At 68.1% G+C, this 24,040-nt stretch carries 25 protein-coding genes; 7 read left to right on the forward strand and 18 right to left on the reverse strand.

Going from position 1 to position 24,040, the window contains the following annotated elements:
- The first annotated feature begins 1 nt into the window (after position 1).
- Complete coding sequence (locus tag ACG04R_RS01230; protein WP_394405766.1) at positions 2-1,378, forward strand: efflux transporter outer membrane subunit; 1,377 nt, start codon at positions 2-4, stop codon at positions 1,376-1,378.
- Positions 1,379-1,414: 36 nt separating this feature from the next.
- Here ACG04R_RS01230 and ACG04R_RS01235 read toward each other — a convergent pair whose 3' ends face one another.
- The 3 genes from ACG04R_RS01235 to ACG04R_RS01245 form a co-directional block, all read right to left on the reverse strand.
- The gene (locus ACG04R_RS01235) at positions 1,415-2,665 is read right to left on the reverse strand and encodes a glycoside hydrolase family 19 protein (protein WP_394405768.1); all 1,251 of its coding nucleotides are present in this window, start codon (positions 2,663-2,665) and stop codon (positions 1,415-1,417) included.
- On the reverse strand, positions 2,662-3,306 hold the full coding sequence (locus ACG04R_RS01240) for a hypothetical protein (RefSeq protein WP_394405770.1): 645 nt from the start codon (positions 3,304-3,306) through the stop codon (positions 2,662-2,664). The genes ACG04R_RS01235 and ACG04R_RS01240 overlap by 4 nt, the downstream gene beginning before the upstream one ends.
- A gap of 71 nt (positions 3,307-3,377) precedes the next feature.
- Positions 3,378-3,581 (reverse strand): hypothetical protein, encoded by a 204-nt coding sequence (locus ACG04R_RS01245; protein ID WP_394405772.1) that lies wholly within the window; start codon positions 3,579-3,581, stop codon positions 3,378-3,380.
- A gap of 155 nt (positions 3,582-3,736) precedes the next feature.
- On the opposite strand from ACG04R_RS01245, the gene ACG04R_RS01250 reads away from it, so the two are divergent.
- Entirely contained in the window at positions 3,737-4,297 is a 561-nt protein-coding gene (locus ACG04R_RS01250; RefSeq protein WP_394405774.1) for a thymidine kinase, read from the forward strand.
- A 142-nt stretch (positions 4,298-4,439) separates the two neighbouring features.
- Here the strand turns inward: ACG04R_RS01250 and ACG04R_RS01255 are convergent, their stop codons facing one another.
- The 14 genes from ACG04R_RS01255 to ACG04R_RS01320 form a co-directional block, all read right to left on the reverse strand.
- Positions 4,440-4,943: a hypothetical protein gene (locus tag ACG04R_RS01255; protein WP_394405776.1), complete on the reverse strand. Its 504-nt coding sequence runs from the start codon at positions 4,941-4,943 to the stop codon at positions 4,440-4,442.
- Positions 4,944-5,006: 63 nt separating this feature from the next.
- Entirely contained in the window at positions 5,007-6,680 is a 1,674-nt protein-coding gene (locus tag ACG04R_RS01260; protein ID WP_394405778.1) for a long-chain-fatty-acid--CoA ligase, read from the reverse strand.
- Between the two features lie 101 nt (positions 6,681-6,781).
- Positions 6,782-7,498 (reverse strand): M48 family metallopeptidase, encoded by a 717-nt coding sequence (locus tag ACG04R_RS01265; protein ID WP_394405779.1) that lies wholly within the window; start codon positions 7,496-7,498, stop codon positions 6,782-6,784.
- A complete protein-coding gene (locus ACG04R_RS01270; RefSeq protein ID WP_394405781.1) occupies positions 7,488-10,793 on the reverse strand; it encodes a type I restriction endonuclease subunit R in 3,306 nt (1,101 codons plus the stop codon). The genes ACG04R_RS01265 and ACG04R_RS01270 overlap by 11 nt, the downstream gene beginning before the upstream one ends.
- A gap of 6 nt (positions 10,794-10,799) precedes the next feature.
- On the reverse strand, positions 10,800-11,984 hold the full coding sequence (locus ACG04R_RS01275) for a restriction endonuclease subunit S (RefSeq protein ID WP_394405782.1): 1,185 nt from the start codon (positions 11,982-11,984) through the stop codon (positions 10,800-10,802).
- The gene (locus tag ACG04R_RS01280; RefSeq protein WP_394405784.1) at positions 11,977-12,987 is read right to left on the reverse strand and encodes a virulence RhuM family protein; all 1,011 of its coding nucleotides are present in this window, start codon (positions 12,985-12,987) and stop codon (positions 11,977-11,979) included. Before ACG04R_RS01280 ends, ACG04R_RS01275 begins: the two co-directional genes overlap by 8 nt.
- Entirely contained in the window at positions 12,984-14,552 is a 1,569-nt protein-coding gene (locus ACG04R_RS01285) for a type I restriction-modification system subunit M (RefSeq protein WP_394405786.1), read from the reverse strand. Before ACG04R_RS01285 ends, ACG04R_RS01280 begins: the two co-directional genes overlap by 4 nt.
- A gap of 46 nt (positions 14,553-14,598) precedes the next feature.
- Positions 14,599-15,012 carry a hypothetical protein gene (locus ACG04R_RS01290; protein WP_394405788.1) on the reverse strand — a complete coding sequence of 138 codons (414 nt, stop codon included), beginning with the start codon at positions 15,010-15,012 and terminating at the stop codon, positions 14,599-14,601.
- A 9-nt stretch (positions 15,013-15,021) separates the two neighbouring features.
- Positions 15,022-15,327 (reverse strand): hypothetical protein, encoded by a 306-nt coding sequence (locus ACG04R_RS01295; RefSeq protein WP_394405790.1) that lies wholly within the window; start codon positions 15,325-15,327, stop codon positions 15,022-15,024.
- Positions 15,328-15,346: 19 nt separating this feature from the next.
- A complete protein-coding gene (locus ACG04R_RS01300; protein WP_394405792.1) occupies positions 15,347-16,012 on the reverse strand; it encodes a restriction endonuclease subunit S in 666 nt (221 codons plus the stop codon).
- A gap of 77 nt (positions 16,013-16,089) precedes the next feature.
- Positions 16,090-17,571, reverse strand: a complete 1,482-nt coding sequence (locus ACG04R_RS01305) for an NAD(P)(+) transhydrogenase (Re/Si-specific) subunit beta (RefSeq protein WP_394405794.1) — start codon at positions 17,569-17,571, stop codon at positions 16,090-16,092.
- The gene (locus ACG04R_RS01310; RefSeq protein ID WP_394405796.1) at positions 17,568-17,792 is read right to left on the reverse strand and encodes a hypothetical protein; all 225 of its coding nucleotides are present in this window, start codon (positions 17,790-17,792) and stop codon (positions 17,568-17,570) included. Before ACG04R_RS01310 ends, ACG04R_RS01305 begins: the two co-directional genes overlap by 4 nt.
- Positions 17,792-18,109 (reverse strand): NAD(P) transhydrogenase subunit alpha part 2, encoded by a 318-nt coding sequence (locus ACG04R_RS01315; RefSeq protein ID WP_394405799.1) that lies wholly within the window; start codon positions 18,107-18,109, stop codon positions 17,792-17,794. The genes ACG04R_RS01310 and ACG04R_RS01315 overlap by 1 nt, the downstream gene beginning before the upstream one ends.
- A 2-nt stretch (positions 18,110-18,111) precedes the next feature.
- Positions 18,112-19,227 carry a Re/Si-specific NAD(P)(+) transhydrogenase subunit alpha gene (locus ACG04R_RS01320; RefSeq protein ID WP_394405802.1) on the reverse strand — a complete coding sequence of 372 codons (1,116 nt, stop codon included), beginning with the start codon at positions 19,225-19,227 and terminating at the stop codon, positions 18,112-18,114.
- Positions 19,228-19,312: 85 nt separating this feature from the next.
- Here ACG04R_RS01320 and ACG04R_RS01325 point away from each other — a divergent pair, with 85 nt between their 5' ends.
- The 5 genes from ACG04R_RS01325 to ACG04R_RS01345 are packed head-to-tail and all read left to right on the forward strand — an operon-like array spanning position 19,313 to position 23,505.
- Positions 19,313-19,810, forward strand: a complete 498-nt coding sequence (locus tag ACG04R_RS01325; protein WP_394405804.1) for an NUDIX domain-containing protein — start codon at positions 19,313-19,315, stop codon at positions 19,808-19,810.
- Between the two features lie 4 nt (positions 19,811-19,814).
- Positions 19,815-20,510 carry a 2OG-Fe(II) oxygenase gene (locus ACG04R_RS01330; protein WP_394405806.1) on the forward strand — a complete coding sequence of 232 codons (696 nt, stop codon included), beginning with the start codon at positions 19,815-19,817 and terminating at the stop codon, positions 20,508-20,510.
- 24 nt (positions 20,511-20,534) lie between these two features.
- Positions 20,535-21,653 (forward strand): tRNA 2-thiouridine(34) synthase MnmA, encoded by a 1,119-nt coding sequence (gene mnmA, locus ACG04R_RS01335; RefSeq protein ID WP_394405808.1) that lies wholly within the window; start codon positions 20,535-20,537, stop codon positions 21,651-21,653.
- Positions 21,650-22,861 carry a sensor histidine kinase gene (locus ACG04R_RS01340; RefSeq protein ID WP_394405810.1) on the forward strand — a complete coding sequence of 404 codons (1,212 nt, stop codon included), beginning with the start codon at positions 21,650-21,652 and terminating at the stop codon, positions 22,859-22,861. The genes mnmA and ACG04R_RS01340 overlap by 4 nt, the downstream gene beginning before the upstream one ends.
- Positions 22,843-23,505, forward strand: coding sequence for a response regulator transcription factor (locus ACG04R_RS01345; RefSeq protein ID WP_394405812.1), 663 nt, complete (start codon positions 22,843-22,845; stop codon positions 23,503-23,505). The genes ACG04R_RS01340 and ACG04R_RS01345 overlap by 19 nt, the downstream gene beginning before the upstream one ends.
- Here ACG04R_RS01345 and ACG04R_RS01350 read toward each other — a convergent pair.
- Positions 23,477-24,001 (reverse strand): CAP domain-containing protein, encoded by a 525-nt coding sequence (locus tag ACG04R_RS01350; RefSeq protein ID WP_394405814.1) that lies wholly within the window; start codon positions 23,999-24,001, stop codon positions 23,477-23,479. The two genes, ACG04R_RS01345 and ACG04R_RS01350, sit on opposite strands and share 29 nt — an antisense overlap.
- Positions 24,002-24,040: the final 39 nt, after the last annotated feature.

The raw sequence follows: 24,040 nt of genomic DNA on the forward strand, positions 1-24,040 counted from the left end.
CATGAAATTGAACCTGACCCCACTTTTTGCAGCACTGCTGCTGGCGGGCTGCGCTTCGGTCGGCAGCGTTGACCCCGCGCAGCTGCCGCAGGCACCCGCCGCCTACAAGGCCGCCTCCACGAACGGCGCGGCCGCGCTGACTGCCAGCTGGTGGCAGCCCTTTGCCGACCCCGTGCTGGACGACCTCGTCGCCCGCGCGATGGCGGCCAACACCAGCGTGCAGGCTGCGGCCAACCGCCTGGCGCAGGCCCATGCCGCGCTGGGCTCGGCGCAGGCCGCCCGCCTGCCGCAGATCGGCGTGTCGGCCGGCGCCGGCCGCTCGTCCACGCCGGGCCAGCTGGTGCCGCAGCCCGCCACGCAGTACAGCGCCGGCCTGAACCTGGCCTATGAGCTGGACCTCGGCGGCCGCCTGCTGCACGAGCGCAATGCCGCCGCACTGGACGTGCAGGCCCGCGAGCAGCTGCTGGCCGACGCGCGCCTGCTGGTGCAGGCCAACGTCGCCCGCGGCTACCTGGCGCTGCGCGCGCTGGATGCCGAGCGCGACATCGTCAAGAACACCGTCGCGGCCTACGCCGAGACGCTGGCCCTGACCGAGAAGCGCGCACGCGCCGGCGACGTGGCCGACCTGGACCTGGCACGCGTGCGCGCCGAGATGGCCGCCAACGAGGCTGACGCGCTGGCGCTGGACCGCCGGCGCATCGAGCTGGAAACAGCGCTGGCCGTGCTGATCGGCGAGGCGCCCTCGGGCTTCACGCTGGCGCCCACGCCGTGGACAACCGCGCTGCCCACCGTTCCGGCCGGCCTGCCGAGCGAGCTGCTGCAGCGCCGCCCCGACCTCGCCGCCGCGCGCAGCCAGCTCGAGGCCGCGCAGGCCCGCGTCGGCGAGGCGCGTGCCGCGTGGTGGCCCAGCCTGTCGCTGACCGCGCAGGGTGGCGGCGTGTCCAACGAGCTGTCCAACCTGCTGAAGAGCGGCGCCAGCACCTGGGGCGTCGGGCTGCTGGGCGCGCTGCCGATCTTCGACGGCGGCCGCCGCGAGGCCGGCGTGAACGCGGCCAGGGCACAGCTGGACGGCTCGGCGATCGCCTTCCGCGAACAGTTCCTGCTGGCGCTGAAGGATGTGGAAGACCAGCTCGGCGCGCTGACGCTGCTGCAGGCCCAGGGCGAGGCCAGCGCCCGCGCCGTCAGCGCTGCCGGCCAGGCACTGAAGCTGTCGGACACGCGCTACCGCAACGGCCTCGTCAGCCAGCTGGAGCTGCTGGACGCCCGCCGCAGCGAACTCGCCAACCGGCGCGCGGCGCTGCAGGTGCGCTCGGCGCAGTACCAGGCCACCGTGGGCTTGATCCGCGCGCTGGGCGGCGGCTGGTCGGGCCCCGTCTGACGTCGCCGCGGCACCTGACCGGCGCCCAGGCGCCGGTCAGGTGCCCAGCAGCGCCTTGGCCCGCACCAGCAGGCGCCGCCGGTCGTCGATGCCGTTGAGACCGCCGTTGACGCGCTTCGTCAGCGTCGTCAGGTCGTCGGCATCGGCAAGGGCGTTGAGGTTCTTCTTGGCCCAGAACCAGCCGGCCACATCGACGCACAGATCGGAATCGGTCTCGACGAGTTCGGGGTGGTCCAGCAGATCCTGCTCGCGGCCGATGGCGCGGCCGTACTCCCCGTAGTTGGCGCGGCCGGTCAGCTGGATGAGGCCGCGACCCTTGAACTTGCGGCCATCGCCCGGCTGCAGGTTGCCGAGGTCGACACGCCCCTGGTAGGCCTCGCCGTTGGCGATCTCGGCGCGGAAGCGGAACTCGCCCGACTCGTGCCCCACCTGGGCCAGGAAATGCGCCTGGCGCAGCGGCGTGTCGATGTTGCGGTTGGCCATGACCTGCTTGAGGCGCGGCGAGAAGTCGGCCACGTCCTCGTCCTTGGCGCGCAGGTAGAGCAGGCTCAGCCAACCGGGTGCGATGGCCTCGGGCAGCGATTCGCACAGGCTCAGCAGCGTCGCGCCGTTGGCGTCGACGCGGCCATCGGGCTCGCCCTGCCCCAGCGCACTGCGCTGGAAGGCCATGATGGCGTCCAGCGTCTTCTGTCCGAAGGCGCCATCGGGCTTCAACGGCTCGGCCAGCACCACACGGCCGGCCGTGCAGCAGAGGTTGAGCAGCTGCTGCACGCTCTCGACGTCGTCGCGCGCGTTGCTGCACTGCGCGCCGACGGCGCCGGTCGTCAGCCCCCGGCCCAGCGCGCCTGCCGCAGGCGCGGCCGCTGCGGTCACTCCGGCCGCAGCCATGGCCCCGACCAGTGCCTGTGCCGGTGCTGGCGCGGCGTCCGATGCCTCGCGGCGCTCGAAGTGCGGCGTGTCCTTGAAGTTCGTCCAGTTGCCGCCCCAGCGGTTGGCGGCGTCCAGGCTCTCCCAGTACTGGCCGATGGGGCGCAATGTCTCCACGTCGGAGATCAGGAGGGGCCGGCCGTCGGGCGCATCGCGGAAGAAGTTGAGATCGATGGCCAGGCGCTTGAGGTGCTGGCTGGCCATCGTCGTGCTGCGGCCGTTGCGGACATGCATGGCCTGCTGTTCGGGCGTGCGGTAGAGCTCGCCGGCCGAGGCCGAGAAGCCCAGCTCGCTGGCCTTCTTCACCAGCTCGCAGACCTGCAGCAGGAAGACCGATTGCTCACGCACCAGGTCGCTCATGGCTTGCCTCCGCCGTCCTGGTCGCCCTGCATGGCCATGCTCTGCGCGTGGATGGCGTCGCCGAGCTGGCCGATCTTCTCGTCCTTGGCCTTGCTGCCGGCACTGGAACCGAAGAAGTACTGGATGATGGCCGACAGCGTCACGCCGAGCAGGAAGCCCAGCACCGTGTCGATGACGCGGGCGCGCGGATCGGTAGCCTCGTATCTCGGCCCGAAGGCGGCAAAGAAGATGAAGATGAACGTCAGCAGCGTCAGCGCGCTGGCGTAGATGTAGATGAAGCGCCGCACCCAGGGGTCGGAGCTGCCGATGGCCGTCTCCTGCATGTGCCGAGCGCTGGCGCGGTCCGCGGAGGCGATGCGCTCGTACTCCAGCTGGTTGGCGTCGCTCTGCTGGCGGCAGGCCAGCAGCTTGCCCTGGTACTCGAACTCGAACTGCTTGAGCTGAGACCACTGGGCCTCGGTCAGCTTGTTGTCGGCGGCATCGTTGATGTCGATGCCGGTCTTCTCGTGGATGAGATCGGCAATCTCCGTCGTGCCCTTGTCGACCGCGCCGCGGAACACGCCGCTGAGCAGGTCCAGGCCCTTTTGGGCGAGCTGCGGCGCAATCGCCGACAGCGCCGCCGCGATCAATGGAATCGGCATCTGCTGCTCCCGGTCAGGTGAGACCGGCGCAGCTTAGGCGGCACCCCTGCGGCGCCGCATCCTTTAAAAGACTAGGGAAGCGTCTTGCAGCTGGGCTTGCAGACCACCTCGTTGCGGCCCAGCAGCCGGATGGACTGGAGGCTGGCCGGCGCGCGGTGCTTGCCGCACTTGAAGCAGGAGCGGGTATGGCCGCTGCCGAGGAAGGGCGAACCGCCCACTTTCGACTGGTAGCGCAGGCCGTCTTGGCGGACCGCGGTCACGGTGTCTTTGCTCATGCTTCGCACAGTTCGGGACGAAGCTCGCATTGATCCACATGAAGTATGACAACGCTAGCTCGCAAGCCCGCGGTTTTCCCCAAACTTCGGGCTTCCCCTACCCGCAAGCGCGGGGTCGGCCGGCGCGGACAATGCGGTCCTGCATTCGACACGCCATGGCCAAGCTATTTTTCAGATATGCCGCGATGAACGCGGGCAAGTCCACCGCCCTGCTGCAGGTGGCACACAACTACGAGGAGCGCGGCCACCGGGTGCGCATCTTCACGGCCCGGCTGGACGACCGCTACGGCCGCGGCTTCGTCACGTCGCGACTGGGGCCGCAGCGCGAGGTGGAGCAGTTTGACGCCGACACGGACTTCATCGCGCTGATGAATGACGCGCCGGGTATCGCCTGCATCCTCATCGACGAGGCGCAGTTCCTGTCCAAGCGGCAGGTGCAGCAGCTGCACGAGATGGCGCACCTGCGCAACCTGCCCGCCATCTGCTACGGCCTGCGCACGGACTTCCAGGGCGAGCTCTTCCCCGGCTCGGCCACGCTGCTGGCGCTGGCCGACGAGATGGACGAGATGAAGACCATCTGCGACTGCGGCCGCAAGGCGACGATGAACATGCGCGTGGACGCCAGCAACCGCAAGGTCACCGAGGGCGCCCAGGTGGAGATCGGCGGGAACGCGCGCTACCGCTCGGTCTGCGGGCGCTGCTTCCGGCAGGGCTAGAAACGCAGCCCCTCGTCCAACGAGTACGTTGGCCGGTCCCCCGAGGGGACGGCGATGCGTGCGGCATTGAGCCACACGCACATCGCCAAGCCGGGCCGGCTCGGGAGCGGCCCAGCGCTCGGCCCGCAGGTTCCAACGGGCGCTAACGGAGTCCCAACGCCTCTCGCACTGCCGCGGCGGCCTCGTCGCCCTTGGCCTTCTGCACGCGCTCGACGAGTTGCAGCGCCAGCGCCTGCAGTTCGGCGAGGCTGCCGCAGCGCTCGACCTCCAGCGCGAATGCATAGCCCTTGAACGGCCCCAGCAGCTTGGTCGCCTGGCCGCTCATGTAGGTGTAGAGGGCCGCACGGTCCAGCAGCGGCGAGCCACCGGCCGGCGCAGGCGCGGCGCTCGGGGCCGGTGCGGCAACAGGAGCGGGCGGCTGGGCGGCTGGCGGCGCGTAGCCCCCTTGCGGCACGATCAGCCCCTGCTGGCGCAGCGCCTCGAGATCGGCCTCGGTCGCACCCGCGACGAGGCGCAGCCATTCGCCAGCCGGCTTGGTGGCGTCCAGCACCAGCAGCAGGTTGCGCGCGGCGCGGGACAACGGCAGGGCGCGCGCGCGAATCTCGGCGCGCCCGGCCTCGGTTTTGGAATGCAGCAGATCGAGCACGGTGTGGACCCTCGCCCGCGGGCGGGATCACCGCCAGCAGGACTCGTCACGAAAAATAGGCGATCAGCTCTTGTCCCGCAGCTCGCGGCGCAGGATCTTGCCCACGGGAGATTTGGGCAGGTCGGTGCGGAACTCGACGATCTTGGGCCGTTTGTAGCCGGTCAGGTTCAGTTCGCAATACGACCGCACGTCGGCCTCGGTGATATTCGGGTCTTTCTTCACGATGACCACCTTCACGGCCTCGCCGGCCTTGGCGTCGGGCACGCCGACGGCCGCGCACTCCAGCACGCCGGGCATCTGCGTGAGGACGTCTTCCACCTCGTTCGGATACACATTGAAACCGCTGACGAGGATCATGTCCTTCTTGCGGTCGACGATCTTGAAATAACCGCGTTCGTCGACGGTGCCGATGTCGCCGGTGCGGAAAAAGCCGTCGGCCGTCATGACCTTGGCCGTCTCGTCGGGGCGCTGCCAGTAGCCCGCCATGACCTGCGGCCCGCGGATGGCGATCTCGCCGGGCTGGCCCGACGGCACCTCGGCGCCGTCGTCGTCCAGCAGCTTGAGCTCGGTCAGCGGCATCGGCAGGCCGATGGTGCCGCTGTACGCCGTGCTGTCGGTCGGGTTGCAGGTCGCCGACGGCGAGGTCTCGGACAGGCCGTAGCCCTCGACGATGGGGCAGCCCGTCTTCTCCAGCCACAGCTTGGCCGTGGCCTGCTGCACGGCCATGCCGCCGCCCACCGAGATGACGAGATTGCTCCAGTCCACCGTGTTGAAGTCGGCGTGGTTGGCCATCGCCATGAACAGCGTGTTGACGGCCGGGAAGCTGTGGAAGCGGTGTGCGCTGAGCTCCTTGAACATGGCCGGCAGGTCACGCGGGTTGGGCACCAGCACGTTGGCGCCGCCCATGTGCATGGACAGCATCATGTTCGTGTTGAAACCGAAGATGTGATACAGCGGCAGCGCGCAGATGGTGACGACCTGCTCGCCCTTCGGGATCTTCTTGAGCGCCGGCTGGTACCAGGCCTCGCTCTGCAGGATGTTGGCGACGAGGTTGCGGTGCTTGAGCACGGCCCCCTTTGAAACGCCGGTGGTGCCGCCGGTGTACTGCAGCACGGCGATGTCGTCCGGGCCCAGCTGCGGCGCCTTGTAGGTGAGGCTGCGGCCCTTGGCCAACGCGTCGTTGAAGCGCACGGCGCCCGGCAGCTCGAAGGCCGGCACCATCTTCTTCACCTTGCGCACGACGTAGTTGACGATGGCGCCCTTGAGCAGGCCCAGCATGTCGCCCATCGCGGCCAGCACGATGTGCTTGGTCGGCACGTTCTTGATGACCTGCTGAAGCACCGAGGCGAAGTTCTCGATGATGACGATGGCCTTGGCGCCGGAGTCCTTGAGCTGGTGCTCCAGCTCGCGCGGCGTGTACAGCGGGTTCACGTTGACGACCACATAACCGGCCCTCAGCACGGCAGCCACGGCCACCGGGTACTGGAACAGGTTGGGCATCATGAGGGCGACGCGATCGCCCTTCTCCAGGCCCAGGCTCTGCAGATAGGCGGCGAAGGCGCGCGAAGCTTCGTCCACCTGCGCGAAGCTGACGCTCTTGCCCATCATCAGGTAGGCGGGCTTGTCGGCGTTCTTCTTGAACGAGGTGTCGAGCAGGTCGACGAGGCTGGGATAGAGCGACGTGTTCACGTCGCGCGGCACCTCGGCCGGGTATTGCTTCAGCCAGATCGGCTCCATGGCCTTGTCTCCGTATTGCTTTGCTTGGCGGCGATTCTGACCGATGGCTGACAGCGGCCGGGTCAGGGGATTCGATAGCGCGATTCGTGGGAGGCCTCTCATCAGCTGAGCAGCTGTTCCAACCGTTCGCGGACCTTCCGCCAACCTGGATGGACACTGTCCATCAGTGCGAAAAAGGCCGGTGAATGGTCGCGGATTCGCAGGTGGCAGAGCTCGTGCTGGATGACGCTGTCGATGGCGTCCAGCGGCGCCTGCGTCAAGCCGGGGTGGAGCGTCAGCACGCCGTGGGCGGACAGGCTGCCCCAGCGGCGCTGCATGGTTCGCAGGCGCAAGATCGGCGCGGCGAGGCCGAAGAAGGCGTGGTGCTGCAGGCAGCGCTGCAGGCGCTCGCCAAAGATGCCTCGCGCCTGGGCCAGCCGCCAGCCATGAACCAGATCCGCGATCTGGGCAGCGGACCGTGAAGCGAGGGCGCGAACGACCAACTTGTGCCCTTCCACACTGACGCCCTCGGTGCCGGCTTCAGCTCGGCAGACTTGCAGCATCAGTTGCGAGCCCAGGTGGCGATGGGTTTCTCCCGACAGATAGGCCCGGGGCGCCGTGCGCGGCTCGAAGCGCGCCAGCCCGGCATGCTGCGAGTCGAGCCAGCGCCTGTGCCGCGCCAGCAGCTCGGCGACCTGCTCGGCGCCCCAGCCGGCCGGGATGCGCGCCACGATACGCCTTTCCCCCGTCACCTCCAGCGTCGCTGTGCGCTGCCGGCGGGCGCTGGGCTGCACGTCCAACGCCGTCGCCCAGGACGGCAATTCGAAGTCAGCGTCCATTCAGCCCCCGGCGGCGCGCCAGCTGCATGGATTGCTCGATGACGGCGTCCATCTGCTGGCTGGTCAGCGGCGTCGGCAACTGCGGGCCGAGCACGTCGTAGAGGAAATGATCCAGCGCCGTCTTGGTGGCGTTGACAGCTTCCAGGTTGCGCCAATAGTCCACCACGGCATGCTCACCCAGGGCCTCCATCACCGCCTGGGCCGTCATCTCTGCCAGCGCGTTGGCGCGATCCGGCGCAATGCCCTCAAAGATCCGGCGCACCAGGCCATAGACGGCCAGCGCGTCGTCCTGGCCACGCAGCGCCGCCGGTACCTCGTCCTGGGGCCGCTGCGCCATCCCATCACGCACCGCCTTCACCTGCGCCAGGTAGGCCAACTCGTTGATGCGCTTGGCCTTGTAGTCGTCGATGGCGTCCTGCACCAGCTTGGAGAAGCGCTCGTACTGCGCCGGGTCCAGCTTGATGCGCTCATCGATCACGCGCTTGAGGTTGTGCGCCATCACGTCCGCCTGAGCCGCCGGGCCGCGCTCGCTCTCGGGGCGGGTCTGCAGCGCGGCATCCACCGAGGCCGGGTCGAAGATGTCCACCGGCGCATGCAATTGCAACACCTCGTCTGCCGCCAGATGCACGTTCAGCAGCTTGCGGATGCGCGGCTCGTAGTGCCGGCGGAAGTCCACCGCCTCGGCAAAGCGCAGTTGGGCCGACTGCTTCAGCGCCATCAGCCGTTTCAGGTCGGCCTTGTAGCGCTCCACCTGCACGGCCGGCGTCTCGGCCAGGAAGCGCTCTAGCCCGAAGGCCAGCGCCAGCAACCGGCCGAAGGCCGACAGCCGGGTATAGAACTCCTCACGCATCGCCTCATCGCGCAACAACTCCTCGTGCGCCGCCATGCCCGCACTCGCCGGCAGCTCGCGGAACAGCTCCAGCAGATGGGCATGCACGTCGGGCAGCTTCAGCACCTCGTCGTAGGCCGATTCCACCGTGCCCAGCAAGTCTTCGTCGGCAAAGCCTGCCAGCGCCTCGTAGCTGCTCATCGCACCCTTGAGCTCCTTGAGCACGCCGGCGTAGTCGACGATCTGGCCATACTCCTTCTCGATGCGCCCGCCGTCCTCGGTGCGTTGCTCGTAGAGCCGGTTCACGCGGGCGATGGCCTGCAGCAGCGTGTGCGCCTTCAACTCCCGCGTCAGGTAGAGCACGCGGTTGCGCGGGGCATCAAAGCCGGTCAGCAGCTTGTCCTTCACGATCAGCAGCTCCGGCCGGTCGCTCTGCTTGAACGCACCGATCAGCCCCTCGTTGTAGGCCTCCTCGTTGCCGTAGCGCGCCATCATCTTGGCCCAGAAACGATGCACGTCGTCGTTGGGCTCATCGTCAACATCCTCGTGGCCGCGGCGGTGCTGCGGGCCGGAGATCAGCACCTCGGCGCTGACATGGCCGATCTCGTCCAGGTACTCCTTCAGCTTCACCGCCGCCGCGCGGCTCTGAGCCACCACCTGGCCCTTGAACGGCGTGCCCTGCCAGTTGGCGCGGAAATGCTCGCTGATGTCGAAGGCCATCATCTGCAGCACGCGGTCGCTGGCATTGATGAGGTTGGCGCGTGAGAACTTGCGCTTCAGGTCGGCCTGCTCGGCTTCGCTCAGGCCCACGACGATGCGGCGCCACCAGGTGTCCATGGCCGGCTGGTCCTGCTTCACGTCCACCAGGCGCGACTCGTAGAACAGCCGCACCACCGCACCGTCCTTCACCGCCTCGTTCATCGTGTAGCTGTCGATGAGGCCGCCGAAGCGCTGCAGCGTGTCGCGCTCCTTGCGCGTCACCGGCGTGCCGGTGAAGCCGATGTAGCAGGCATTGGGCATCAGCAGCCGCATGCGCGCCGCCAGCGAGCCGAAGTTGGTGCGGTGGCTCTCGTCCACCAGCACGAAGATGTCGGGAGACTCGGCCCGGAAGCTCTTGGCCAGCGCACCCACGCGGTCGAATTTCTGGATCAGCGTCGTGATGAGCTGGGCCTTGGGGCTCTGCACCAGCGCCAGCAGCTCGCGGGCGGAGCGGGCGCGCTCCGGTTTGAGCTCGCACGACATGAAGGTCTTGCCGATCTGCGCGTCCAGGTCTTCCCGGTCGGTCACCAGCACGATGCGAGGGTTGACCACGCCGCGCAGTTGCGCGATGCGCCGCGCCAGCATCACCATCGTCAGCGACTTGCCCGAGCCCTGCGTGTGCCACACCACGCCACCGCGGCGCCGGCGCGCGTTCGGGTCCTGCTGCACGCGGTTCACGGGGCTGGGCTCCCACTGCTGGATGCGCGCCACCATCTTCTCGATGGCGCGCACCTGCTGGTGCCGGGCCAGCTTGCGCTCGCCGCCGTCGAACACCGTGTAGTGCTGCACCAGGCTCAGCAGCCGCGACGGCCGCAACAGCGCGAACATCGCCCGGTCTTGCGCGCTGGGCTCGCGGGCGGCATGGTAAGCGGCCTCGGGCTCCGCCACGCCGCCCGGCTCGTCAGGGCCTTGCCGTTGCAGCAGCGCCTCCATCGCATCGGCATTCAGCTCACGCGCCAGGGCCGGCGGCAGCGGCTGGGCCAGCGCCTGGCGCAGCGCCTCCTCGTCCACCACCTCGGGCCAGTTGCCGTAGAACTTCAGCGCCGTGCCCACCGCGCCCACCTTGGCCGAATGCCGGTTCAGCGCCAGCAGCAGCTGTGCGTAGACGAAGAGCTGCGGCGCCTGGCCGCTGCCCTGGTAGCTGATCAGGCCCGACACGCCCTCGTCCACCGGCACGCCGGGCGCCTTGCACTCGATGACGGCCCAGGGCATGCCGTTGACGAAGCACACCAGGTCCAGCCGCACCGTCTGCGTGCTGCGCTGGCGCTCCACGACGAACTCCGGCGACACCTGCCAGCTGTTGGCCTCGGGCTGCTCCCAGTCCACGTAGCGCAGCGAGCGGGCCCGCATGTCGCCGTCGATGGTCTGCTCCAGCGCCGTGCCCAGCGTCAGCAGCTCGTGCACCTCGGCATTGCCGGTCAGCAGGCCATCGAAGCGCAGGTTCTTCAGCTTCTGGATGGCGGCGCTGAGGTTCTCCTCGCTGAACAGATGCAACTCGCCACCGGCCTGGATGCGGTTGATGCGCTTGAGCGCGTCGCGCAGCACCGGCTCCAGCACCACCTCGCCCAACCGCCCACCCCGCAGCTCGCGCGCGCGGCGCGGGCTCAGGTACTCGTAGCCGAGGGCCAGCAGCAACTGCAGCGCGGGGCGCTGGGATTCGAGGAGCTCGCTGGTGGAGAAGTCGGGGGAGTGTGATGACGCGGCCATGAGTTCTCAGCTCCCGGAAAGGATGGGCGTCGGCGCACCAGAAAACAGGCGTTGCATCAGGCTGCGCTTTTGCTGCTTCAGCCGGCCGAGCAAGGCTTCGGCTGCCTGAGTCTCGCGGCGCGCGGTGTCCAGGATGCCCACCACTTCGCGTTGACGCTCCAGGCTGGGCACGGGCATCTGCAGGCGCATGAAATCGTCGGCGGTGACGTTGAGCAGGCCATGCGCTCGGGCGCCCGCCTGCGTGACCCGGCGCAGTTGCGGGTTCAGCGCACCGGACTCGAAGAAATCGCGGCAGTAATCTGCATCCAGCGGCGCGTCGGGGCGCAGCGCAAAGCAGAGGTAGAGCGTCGACACGATGCCTTCGTCGTAGCGCTCCAGCTGCTTGATCGCCCCGAAGGGGTAGCCCTGCGAGAAGCTGCGGTTGTAGGCGAACTCGCCTCGGCGCAGCAGCAGGTAGTGGTCGTTTTGCTTGGACGCGATGCTCTTGTCGAAATACTCGGCTTGATCAATGAGGCCGGCACGGCCAGAGATGGTCAGCGTGCGGTGGCAACTGGCAGTGTTCTTGCGCACAACACGTTCAAATAATTGGCTGAGGGGCGATTTGGTTTTCTTGTCGGCTCTACCAAACAGCACTTCGGCCAATGCCGACATACGAACCTCAAGCAGACCAAGCTGCTGTTCAGCAAGCTCAATCGACGTGTCAACGCAATCCAGTACCACCGCAAACTCTCGCTGCTTCTCGAGTGACGGCAAGCAAAGCAACTGGCTATCAATATCAGCCTTGCGGACATGCATAAGGCTCGACTTGAAGCCGTGCGCTTTCTGTTCGATGCGAAGCGTGACCCACTGCAAGGCATGGCACAGCCAGGACTTGTTCACATCGCCCTTGGGTCGCAGTCGATAAATGTGTTGATTCAGAACGCCCCGGGGGCCCGGCCAAACCGTTGCGCCAAAAGAAACTCCCTTCACACCCGCCCATGCGAACAGAAGGTCGCCGGGTTCGACGATCCACCGTGGGTCCGGCAGGCCAGCAAAGTGGTTGAAGCGATCCGAACCATTCAGGTTCTGGATGCGAATGATGGGTAAGCCGGCATCGCTCCAATCTGATGGACTGAAGCCATGACCGTTCTCGAAATCACAGAGATCCTTGACCGCCACCGTCTTGCCAGCGGCACTCGAACGCTTAGCCACGACTGGAACCTCTCGGACGCTTCGCTATCTCTTCAAGCGTCTGAATGTCGGCAACGCCCGACACCGCGTCCTCTCCACGTCTCGCCGCATCAAACACCTCATACCGCTCATGCGCCAGCCGCTCGGCCACCGCATGGCTGACCTGGCCGGCGTTGTCCAGCACCTCGCGCTCGTTGAACTGCAGGAAGGCGTCCAGCCGCGAGGCCCAGTCGGCCATGGTCATGGCCTTGCGGCGCTGGGCCTGGTCCTCGGCGAAGTCGAGGTACATGGTGACGATGCGGTTGAGCTCGGCCAGCTCGTCCTTGCCGAGGTAGTTCTTGGCGATGGTCACGTCCTGCTTGCGCACGCGCTCGCCCTTCCAGGCGGTGAGTCCCATGTTGGGCGCGGCGGCGTCGGCGCGCTGGCTGACGAGCTCGGCCGCAGTCTGGCCGGTCACGGCGTAGAGCATCTTGTTCTGCACCTTCTTGAAGAAGGCCTGGGCGGCGTCGGTGCCGGCGTCGTAGTCGATGGCTGTGGCGTAGATATCGCGCACCTTGTCGTAGAAGCGCTTCTCGCTGGCGCGGATGTCGCGGATGCGCGCCAGCAGCTCGTCGAAGTAGTCCCAGCCGCCGGGGTCCTTCAGGCGCTCGTCGTCCATGACGAAGCCCTTGACGAGGTACTCGCGCAGGTGGGTGGTGGCCCACTGGCGGAACTGGGTGCCGCGGTGGCTGCGCACGCGGTAGCCGATGGCCAGCACCATGTCGAGCTTGCAGAGCTTGACCTGGCGGCGCACCTCGCGGCCCCCCTCCTGGGCAACTATTAAGTGTTCTTTAATGGTTGCCTCGGCGATGAGTTCGCCCTCGGCCAGGATGTTGCGGATGTGGATGTTGATGTTGGGAACGCTGGTCTGGAACAGCTCGGCGAGCTCGGCCTGCGAGAGCCACACGGTGCCGTCCAGCGCGCGGAGCTGGATGGTGGCCTGGCCATCGGGCGTGGTGTAGAGCAGCAGCTCGCCCGCGCTCATTCGAGCACTCCCAATGCCGCCAGGTGCTGGCGCATCTCGGCGCGCACGGCGGCCAGCTCGGTTTCGAGGCGGTCGATGTCGCGTTGCACGGCGCGCAGGTCGATCTCGGGCTCGGGTTCGCTGCTGTCGAGGTAGCGGGCGATGTTGAGGTTGTAGTCGTTGGCGGCAATGTCGGCGCGGCTGACGAGGGCGGCGTAGCGCTCCACCGGCTGGCGGGCACGGTGGGTGGCGAGGACGCGCTCGATGTGCTCTGGCGCCAGGCGGTTGCGTGTCTTGACGGGCTGGAAGTCGCGGCTGGCGTCGATGAAGAGCACGTCGTCCACCGCCTCGCGCGCGCCGCCGGGCTCGCGGGCGCGGTCGAACACGAGGATGGCGACCGGGATGCCGGTGGTGGGGAAGAGGTTGGCGGGCAGGCCGATGACGGCGTCGAGCAGGTTGTCTTCGATGAGGCGCTGGCGGATGCGGCCCTCGGAGGCGCCGCGGAACAGCACGCCGTGCGGCACGACGACGGCCACGCGGCCGCGCTGAGGCAGGGCGACCTCGATCATGTGGCTGACGAAGGCGTAGTCGCCCCGGCTTTTTGGCGGCAGGCCGCGCCAGAAGCGCTTGAAGCGGTCGCTGCCGGCTTCGTCCACGCCCCATTGGTCGAGGCTGAAGGGCGGGTTGGCAACGACGATGTCGAAGCGCAGCAGGCGGTCGCCGTCGAGCAGTAGCGGGTTGCGCAACGTGTCGCCGCGTTCGATGCGGGCGGCGTCGTAGCCATGGATGAACATGTTCATCAGGGCCAGGGCGTAGGTGCCCTGGTTCATCTCCTGGCCGTAGAGGGCGACGTTGCGCGCGTCGCCATGCTCGGCCACGGCACGCGCGGCCTCGATGAGCAGGCCGGCGGAGCCGCAGGTGGGGTCGCAGATGCGCATGCCGGGGCGCGGGTCCACGAGGCGGGCGAGCAGCGTGGAGACGCCGGTGGGTGTGTAGAACTCGCCGGCCTTCTTGCCTGCGTCGCTGGCGAAGCGCTCGATCAGGTACATGTAGGTGTTGCCGATCACGTCTTCGCTGGAGTGGCTGGGGCGCAGGTCCAGGTCGTAGAAGTTGTTCAGCAGGCTCTTCAGCCGGGCGTTGCGCTCGGCGGTGTCGCCCAGCGCGTTCTCGCTGTTGAAGCTGATGCCGCGGAACACGTCGTCGAAATGCAGGCGGTCCTTGTTGGCCTCGGCGATCTGGCGCAAGGCGATGTCGATGAGCTCGCCGATGTTGTTGCGCTCGCGGCGGTCGAAGAGATTCTGGAAGTCGGCCCGAAAGCTGTCTGGCGACTCGCCCTTGTGCGCCGGCAACGTGACCACAGGCAGCACGAAACGATCGCGCAGCATCAAGCGCTCGATGCGCTCGGGGTTGTCGCCGTACTGCTTCGCGTAGGCCTCGTAGTGGTCGTGCCAGACGTCGCTGATGTACTTGAAGAACATCATCGTGAGGATGTAGTCCTTGTACTGAGCGGGGTCGATGGACCCGCGGAAGGTGTCACAGGCCTTCCAGGCGATGCGGTTGATGTCTTCTTGGGTCTGAACGGGCATGGGGTCTCCTGAGACCCGCGACGCGGCGGTCGCGGGCCGGCTGGGGCTAGTGCGAGGGTTTCTCGCGCAGCAGGAAGTGGATCTCGCGCAGCGTGGCGCGCTGGCGCTGGGCGAAGGCGGATTCACCGCGCTGGCTGATGCCGTAGAGCAGGGCCAGCGGCAGGCCCACGCCCAGCGCTGCCAGCGCGAGCGTGAGGCCGTGGGGCCAGCCCAGCCACTGGCTGCTGAGGTGTGTGGCACCACCGCCCGTCAGCGCCCAGAACTGCAAGCGGATGAGCAGCCAGCGCATGCGCGACAGTTCCTCGTCGAGCAGGCGCTGGCGGTGGCGGCACTCCTGCTGCAACTCGGCAACCGAACACTGCGCCAACGGCTTGCCCTCGCCCGACTCGACACCGACGAACTGGATGAAGTTGCCCGCACCGCCCTGCACGATGGGGCTGTGGTTGAAATGCTGGGACATGGCAGCTCCTCAGCGGTCGCCACAGGGCGGGTTGAACTGCGCACGCAGCTGCTGCTCGATGCGCATGCGGTCGGGCTCGGCGCAATACCAGGCGGCGCAGGCCAACTCGGGCATGCCTTGGCGCCGCCATTGCGGGCGGCGGTCATGGCTGTCGATGCGGCCGCGGACGTCCTGCGACTCGCCGATGTCCAGCACCAGCCAAGTGGCGCCGGGCGCGTGCCGCCCCAGGATGGCGTAGACGCCGGAGCGCGCCGCCAGTTGCCCGGCATTCGGGTGCGGGCCATCAAACGCATAAGATCCGATCTGGATCGTCATATTTGCTTCCTTGCAGAGGTCAGTTGCGATCAAGAAGGCCTTGGGAGCTGGAACCTCCCAGGGCCTTCGCCTTTTCGCCGGGCGGCGGGATGCCGCCGGCGTTCTGGGCGGAATGCCACAGAACCTGTTCGAGGAACTGGTGCCGCTGCGCTTGCAGCTGGCGAGTCAGCTCCTCCTCCTGCATCGCCAACATGGCGAGCCGGGCGATTTGCACCTGGCGCGCCAGCGGCGGCACCGGAACGGACAACTGCCTCACCGAGGCAGCACTGATCATGCGGATGGTGGTGCCCCTGGCCTCACGGTCCAGCTGCTCCTGCATGGCCGGCGAATTGAGAAGCCAGTGCAAGTATTGCGGGGCCAGCTCAACCCCGTCTCTCACGCGCAGGACAAGCAAAGGGCTGACGGCCACGGTCGGCGTCAGCGCTTCGGTGATGAGAACGGCTTGATTGCTGCCGCCGCGGGTACGCAGCAGGATGTCCCCCCCGCGCAGCAGATTGGACGAGGACCGCCCCTGGATCAGCGCCGGCGGCAGCGCCAGCGTGCACGCGAGCGACCTGCGCTCATCCAGGTCGACAGCCTGCACCGTCCGCACATTGGCACCCTGAGCCCAGAGCTGACCCGGGCGAAGGGTGTGGCCGGAAGAGACCTCGACCAGATCGAAAAGGGCGGCGCATGGAACATCCATGCGTCGAACGGTACCACACCTACGGTAATTTCAGGAGATATTTTTCACTTCAACCAGTCTGTACATGAAATACAGACTTACTCGACTGCCTTCAACATGTCCTCGACCACCTTCTTCGCGTCGCCGAAGACCATCATCGTCTTGTCCAGGTAGAAGAGCTCGTTGTCCAGGCCCGCGTAGCCCGCGGCCATGGAGCGCTTGTTGACGATGATGGTCTTGGCCTTGTAGGCCTCCAGGATGGGCATGCCGTAGATGGGGCTGCCCTTCACGTGCGCGGCCGGGTTCACGACGTCGTTGGCGCCGAGGATGATGGCCACGTCGGCCTGGCCGAACTCGCCGTTGATGTCCTCCATCTCGAACACCTGGTCGTACGGCACCTCGGCCTCGGCCAGCAGCACGTTCATGTGGCCCGGCATGCGGCCGGCCACCGGGTGGATGGCGTACTTGACGGTAATGCCCTTCTCGGTGAGCTTGGCGGCCAGCTCCTTCACGGCGTGCTGTGCGCGGGCCACGGCCAGGCCGTAGCCCGGCACGATGACGACGCTTTCGGCATTGCCGAGCACGAAGGCCGCGTCATCGGCGCTGCCGCTCTTCACGTTGCGCTGCTGCGCCGCGCCGGCCCCCGGGCCGCCGGCGTCTCCACCGAACCCGCCCAGGATCACATTGAAGAACGAGCGGTTCATTGCCTTGCACATGATGTAGCTGAGGATCGCGCCCGAGCTGCCCACCAGTGAGCCGGCGATGATCAGCATCGCGTTGTTCAGCGAGAAGCCGATGCCCGCCGCGGCCCAGCCCGAGTAGCTGTTGAGCATCGACACGACCACCGGCATGTCGGCGCCGCCGATCGGGATGATCAGCGTCACGCCCAGCACGAAGCCCAGCGCGACGACCAGCGCGAAGTCGATGGGGGACTGCGAATGCCAGAAGCCGAACACGAAGAAGACGGCCGCGAGGCCCAGCACTGCGTTCAGCGCATGCTGGCCCTTGAAGACCACCGGTGCGCCCTGGAACAGGCGGAACTTGCTGCCGCCCGACAGCTTGCCCCACGCGATGACCGACCCGGTGAACGTGACCGCGCCGATGAACGCACCCAGCGCCAGCTCGATGCGGTTGCCGCCGGGGATGGGCGATTGCCCCACCTGGTCGACGGGCACGAAGCCGTTGGCGGCGCTCAGCACCTGGGCCAGCACGACCTTCTGCGAGATGCCGAAGGCCACCGGCTCGGCCACGGCCGCCACCGCGATGGCCACGGCCGCCAGGCCGATCATGCTGTGGAAGAAGGCCACCAGCTCAGGCATCTTGGTCATCTCGACCGTCTTGGCCTTCCAGGCACCGAAGCCCCCGCCGACGACCAGGCCCAGCAGCACCCAGACCAGGCCCGCGCCCGAGCCGGCGATCTTGGCGATGAGCGCCGCCGTCGTGAACACGGCGATGGTCATGCCCACCATGCCGAAGAGGTTGCCGCGGATGGACGTCGTCGGGTGCGACAGGCCCTTCAGCGACTGGATGAAGCAGACGCTGGCGATCAGGTACAGCAGCGTGACGAGATTCATGCTCATGCCCGACCTCCCAGGGCATCGCTCTTCAGCAGCTTGACGAAGCTGCTGCGCTTGATGGCCAGGCACCAGACCATCATCACGGCTGCCGCGGCCGCCACGCCGGCAGCGGGGCCGGCGGCGATGCCCGCCGTCGCCGCCGCGAAGGCGCCGATCAGCGAGGTCTCACCCACCAGCCACACCCACGCGAGGGCCCTCAGGCCCGATTTGGCTGCTTGCTTCATCACTTGCCCTCCTTCCTGGCCGCCGGTTTGTCCTTCTTCTTGAACATCTCCAGCATCCGCCGCGTGACGAGGAAGCCGCCGAAGATGTTGACCGCGGCGAGTGCCACGGCCAGCACGCCCATGCCCTTGGCGAACGGTGTCTCCGTCAGCGCCGCGGCCAGCATGGCGCCGACGATGACGATGGCCGAGATCGCGTTCGTGACGGCCATCAGCGGCGTGTGCAGCGCCGGCGTCACCGTCCAGACGACGTGGTAGCCCACGTAGATGGCCAGCACGAAGATGATGAGATTGATGATGGTGTGATCAACCAGTTCCATGGTCATGCCCTCGTGACTTGGCCGTCTTGTGTGACGCGGCAGGCCGCGACGATGTCGTCATCCAGCGGCACGGTGAACGTGCCCTCCTTCGTGATGACGAGCTTGAGGAAGTCCAGCACGTTGCGCGCGTACAGCGCCGACGCATCGGCCGCGACGAGCGCCGGCAGGTTGGTCTCGCCGACGATGACGACGCCGTGCTTGGTGACCGTCTTGCCCGCCTCGGTCAGCGGGCAGTTGCCGCCAGCCGGTGCGGCGATATCGACGATGACCGAGCCGGGCTTCATGCTCTTCACCATCTCCTCGGTGACCAGCACCGGCGCCGCGCGGCCGGGGATCAGCGCCGTCGTGATGACGATGTCCGCCGCCGCCACGCGCTTGGCCACCTCGGCCTTCTGCCGGTCCAGCCAGCTCTGCGGCATGGGCCTCGCGTAGCCGCCCACGCCCTCGGCCGCTTCCTTCTCCTCGGCGGTCTCGTAGGGCACGTCGATGAACTTGGCGCCCAGCGACTCGACCTGCTCCTTCACCGAGGGCCGCACGTCGCTGGCCTCGATGACCGCACCCAGCCGCTTGGCCGTTGCGATGGCCTGCAGGCCCGCGACGCCGACGCCCAGGATGACGACTCGCGCCGCCTTCACGGTGCCAGCCGCCGTCATCAGCATCGGGAAGAAGCGCTGGTAGCGGTCTGCCGCGATCATCACGGCCTTGTAGCCGGCAATGTTGGCCTGGCTGCTCAGCACGTCCATGCTCTGCGCGCGCGTCGTGCGCGGCGCGGCTTCGAGCGCGAAGCTGATCAACCCGGCCGCGGCCAGCGCGTTCAGGCCATCGCGGTCGAAGGGATTCAGCATGCCGACAAGCGCCGTGCCGGGCTTCATCAGCGCCAGTTCGTCGGCACCGGGGGCGCGCACCTTCAACACGAGTTCGCTGCCCAGCGCCGCGGCCTGGTCGACGATCTCGCAGCCCACGGCCTCGTAGGCCGCGTCGGTGACGCTGGCCGCGATGCCGGCACCGCTCTCGATGCGCAGCACGTGGCCGGCGGCCTTGAGTTTCTTGGCCGTCTCGGGCGTGACGGCCACCCGTGTCTCTCCGGCCGCGCGTTCGCGCGGGACGCCGATCTGCATGGAAGCTCCTCTCGGGGGCGGGGGGTGCGCGGCAGCTTACACAATGCCCGGGTCGCCCCGGAGCGGGAATTCGCGAGAAAGAAACATGGTTGCCACAGACCGGTTCCGTCCCAGTGTCACTGTCGCCGCGGTGATTGCCCGGGAAGACCACTACCTCCTGGTCGAAGAAGAGACACCCGAGGGCCTGAGGCTGAACAACCCGGCGGGCCACCTGGAACAGGGCGAGGGCCCGATCGAGGCCGTCGTGCGCGAGGCACTGGAAGAGACGGCGCGCGCCTTCGTGCCGGAGCATTTCCTCGGCGTCTACCTCGCCAGGTTCGTGCGCCCGGCGCGATTAGAGGATGTCACCTACGTGCGGCTCGCATTCAGCGGTTACGTGGGCGAGGAGATCGCCGGCCGCGTGCTGGACCGGGGCATCCGCCGCACGCTGTGGATGACCGAGACCGAGCTGGCCGCCTGCGAGGACCGCCACCGCAGCCCGCTGGTGCTGCAATGCGTGCGCGACCACGCGACGGGACGGCGGCTGCCGCTGGACGCGGTGTTCGCGCATGCGTCACTGCAGTCGCCGCCGCGAAAGGGCTGACGCGATGAACGACTTCATCGAGGTCTACGACGGCGTCCTGAGCGCCGACGCCTGCCGCGCACTGATCGAGCGCTTCAACGCCAGCCAGCGCGTGCAGCGCGGCGAGACCGGAAGCGGCGTGGACGTCAGCATGAAGGACAGCTGGGACATCGCCATCAGCCGCCATCCCGAGTGGGCGGACGCCTGCGCGCTGCTCAACGACGCCGTCATCCAGGGCTTCAAGCAGTACCTGCGCCGCTACGCCCACCTGGCGCTGGCGCCGCTGAAGCTGCAGATGAACCGCCCCGACGGCACGACGGCGCTGCTCGACGCCGACACCGTCGCCACGCTGCCGGACGACGCGCTGATGGGCCTGGTCGCCAAGGTCTTCCGCCCCGGCGCCATCAACCTGCAGCGCTACCTGGCCGACCAGGGCGGCTACCCCTACTGGCACTGCGAGCAATACCCCAAGCTGGACCAGGGCGAGGCGCTGCACCGCGCCGTGCTGTGGACGATCTACCTGAACGATGACTTTGCCGAGGGCGAGACCGAGTTCCTCTACCAGGGCCGCAAGATCGTGCCGCGCACCGGCAGCCTGCTGATCGCGCCGGGCGGCTTCACGCACACGCACCGCGGCAACCGGCCCCAGGGCAGCGACAAGTACATCGCGACGAGCTGGGTGAAGTACCAGCGCGCCGAAAGCCTGTTCGCCGCAGGCTGAAGAGGCGTTTGGGACAATCGGGCCATGTGTCCCAATAAGAAACACCGCGTCGTCGTCGGCCTGTCCGGCGGCGTGGACTCGGCCGTGACGGCTCACTTGCTGAAGCAAGAAGGCCACGAGGTTATCGGCATCTTCATGAAGAACTGGGAAGACGACGACGACGACGAGTACTGCTCGACGCGCCAGGACTTCCTGGATGCCGCATCCGTCGCCGACGTGCTGGGCATCGAGATCGAGCACGTCAACTTCGCGGCCGAGTACAAGGACCGCGTCTTCGAGAGCTTCCTGCGCGAGTACCAGGCCGGCCGCACGCCCAACCCCGACGTGCTGTGCAATGCCGAGATCAAGTTCAAGGCCTTCCTGGACCACGCGATGCGCCTCGGCGCCGAGAAGATCGCGACGGGACATTACGCCCGCGTCCGCGAAGTCGGCGGCGAGTTCCAGCTGCTGAAGGGGCTGGACCCGCTGAAGGACCAGAGCTACTTTTTGCACCGCCTCTCGCAGGCGCAGATGAGCAAGGCGATGTTCCCGGTGGGCCACCTGCCCAAGACCGAGGTGCGCCGCATCGCCGCCGAGATCGGTCTGCCGAATGCGAAGAAGAAGGACTCGACCGGCATCTGCTTCATCGGCGAGCGGCCGTTCCGCGAGTTCCTGAACAAGTACCTCTCCCACAAGCCCGGCCCCATCAAGGACGAGCGCGGCCGCAAGCTCGGCGAGCACGTGGGCCTGTCCTTCTACACGCTGGGCCAACGCCAGGGCCTGGGCATCGGCGGCGTGAAGGAGAAGGGCACACCGCGCGGGGGTGGCGAGCACGAGCCCTGGTTCGTCGCGGCGAAAGACATCCCGAACAACACGTTGATCGCCGTGCAGGGCCATGACCATCCGCTGCTGCTGAGCCCGGCCCTCGTCGCCGACGACCTCAGCTGGATCGCCGGCCGGCCGCCGGCCGTCGGCACCGCGGCGGCCAAGACGCGCTACCGCCAGGCCGATGCGCCGTGCAGCGTGGCCTTCGACGCGGCGGGCCGGCTGACGCTGCGCTTCCCCGACCCGCAGTGGGCCGTCACGCCGGGCCAGAGCGCCGTGGTCTACGACGGTGACATCTGCCTCGGCGGCGGTGTCATCGCTCAGGCCATCGCCGAATGACCCGATTCGACCGGCTTCTGGCAAGGTTGGCCGAGCCCGGCGTCGTGCTGCGGCTGGCGGCGCTGGTGGTCTGCGCGATGGAGCTGGTCAGCGCCGGCTCGGCGCTGCTGGGCGCCCGCACCGAGCCCTATGACGGCCTCGTCGCCTGGGTCTGGCTGCAGTTCGGCGGCGACGCCAACGACCGCGCGCTGCTGCTGATCTGCGTCGCGCTGCTGCTCGCATTCGTTGCGCTGATGTGGCGGTTGGCGCGCCAGGGGCTGTCGGTCGCCACCGTCAACCGCCGCATGGCCTGGCTGCTGCTAGTAGACCTGCTGGCCTTCGGCGTGACACCGGGCCTGCCCTTCCTCGTCACCGCAATGGCCGCCGTCGTGCTGCCGGCGCGGCTGGCGCTGGGCTTCGCGGCGGCCCAGGTGCTGCTGAACACCGGCATCTACGTCTACGCGTCCACCACCGCATGGCTGGACCAGTTCGGCATGCTGTCGTCGATGCTGGCGCTGCACGGTCTGGCCTTCGGCCTGGGCCGCATGGCGGCGGCCGAGGCCGAGAAGCGCCGCTGGCTGCAGGCGCTGCTGGCCGAGCAGTTGTCCGGCGAGCACCTGCTGGCCGAGCAGATGCGCTACAACGAACGCATGCAGATCGCCCGCGAGCTGCACGACCTGATGGGCCACCACCTGACGGCGCTGAACCTGCAGCTGCAGCTGGGCGGCGCGCTGCTGGCGCGGGCCGACGCCGGCGGCGCGACGCAGGCGCTGGACCGTGCCCAGGGCGTCGCCTCGCAACTGCTGGCCGACGTGCGCGAGTCCGTCTCGCAGCAGCGCAGCTCACAGCGCATCGACCTGTCTGCCGCGCTGCAGGCGCTGGCCGAGGGCATCGCCAGCACGCGCATCGAGCTGGCCGTGGACGAGGCCGCGCGCGACCTGGGGCCGCGCACGGCGCACGCGCTGCTACGCTGCGTGCAGGAGGGCGTGACCAACAGCGTGCGCCACGCCGGCGCGCGCCGCGTGCAGGTCGAGCTGCGCGGCGACGGGAATGAAGTCGCCGTTAGCATCGACGATGATGGGCGGGGCGCGCCGGGCTGGCACGAGGGCCGATCCGGCAATGGCCTCTCCGGCATGACCGAGCGCATGACCGAACTGGGCGGGCAGATGCGCGTGACGCGCACCGGCCCTGGGTTCCGAATCGAACTGAGATGTCCGCGATGGGTGTGATCAAGATCCTGCTGGTCGAGGACCAGCAACTGGTGCGCGAAGGCCTCAAGGGGCTGCTCGCGCTGCACGACGACCTGCAGGTCGTCGGCGAAGCCAACGACGGCGCCGAGGCGCTGGAATGGCTGGGCGCGGCTTCGTCCGAGGCCATGCCCGACGTGATCCTGTCCGACATGCGCATGCCACGCCTGGACGGCCTGGGTCTGATCCGCGCGCTGGCCGCGCGGGCGCTGCGCCTGCCGGTCATCCTGCTGACGACCTTCGACGACACCTCGGCCTTCGACGAAGCCGCACGCGCCGGCGCCAAGGGCTTTCTGCTGAAGGCCATCAGCCCCGACACGCTTGTGCAGGCGCTGCGTGACGTGCACGCCGGCGGCACCGCGCTGCGGCCGTCGCTCACCACCCGCATGGAGGCCAAGGGCGGCGAACGCGCCTTCACGGCGGCCGACCATCCGGACCCGTTATCGCCGAAGGAGCTGCAGGTGCTGCGCCTCGTCGCCAGCGGCCGCAGCAACACCGAGATCGCCAGCCTGCTGGGCAACAGCGAGGGCGTCATCAAGAACCACTGCTCGGCCATCTTCTCCAAGATGGGCGTGCGCGACCGCACGCAGGCGGTGCTCAGGGCGATTGATCTGGGCTGGATCTAGGACGCCGCCCGGCCGACGCGGCCATCTGCAGCACCCAGTAACGCTGCAACTTGCCGGGGCCGGTGACACAGGCCAGGCCGAAGTCCTCGAACTCGGCCGTCATCAGGTTCTCGCAGTGCGTCGGGCTGGCCAGCCACTGGGCCAGCGCCTCGTCCAGCGTCTCGGGGCCGCCAGCGAGGTTCTCGCCCGATACGCGCATCACGTAGCCGGCCTCGTGCAGCCGCGTGCGCAGCGTGGCGCCGTCGGCGCCGATGTGGTTGAGCCGATCCAGCGTGGCCAGTTCAACGGCGTAGCGCCGCGACGCCTCGCCCAGCGCCGCATGCCAGCGCAGCGGCGGCGCGGCGGGCCAGCGGCGGTCACCGCAGACGTGGCTGCTGGCGCGCAGCGTGTTCAGCGCATGCTGTGCCGCCTCGGCATCGACAGCGCAGTCGTCGAGCGCTGGCGCCGCCGGCGCGGCGGCAGCCAGGCTCAGCAGCAGGAGGGGCCAGACACGCATCGACGCATCGTAGTGGTTGCCAACCGGGCCACGCAGGCC

It is taken from the genome of Pelomonas candidula, from assembly GCF_043555985.1.
Lineage (GTDB): Bacteria > Pseudomonadota > Gammaproteobacteria > Burkholderiales > Burkholderiaceae_C > Pelomonas > Pelomonas candidula.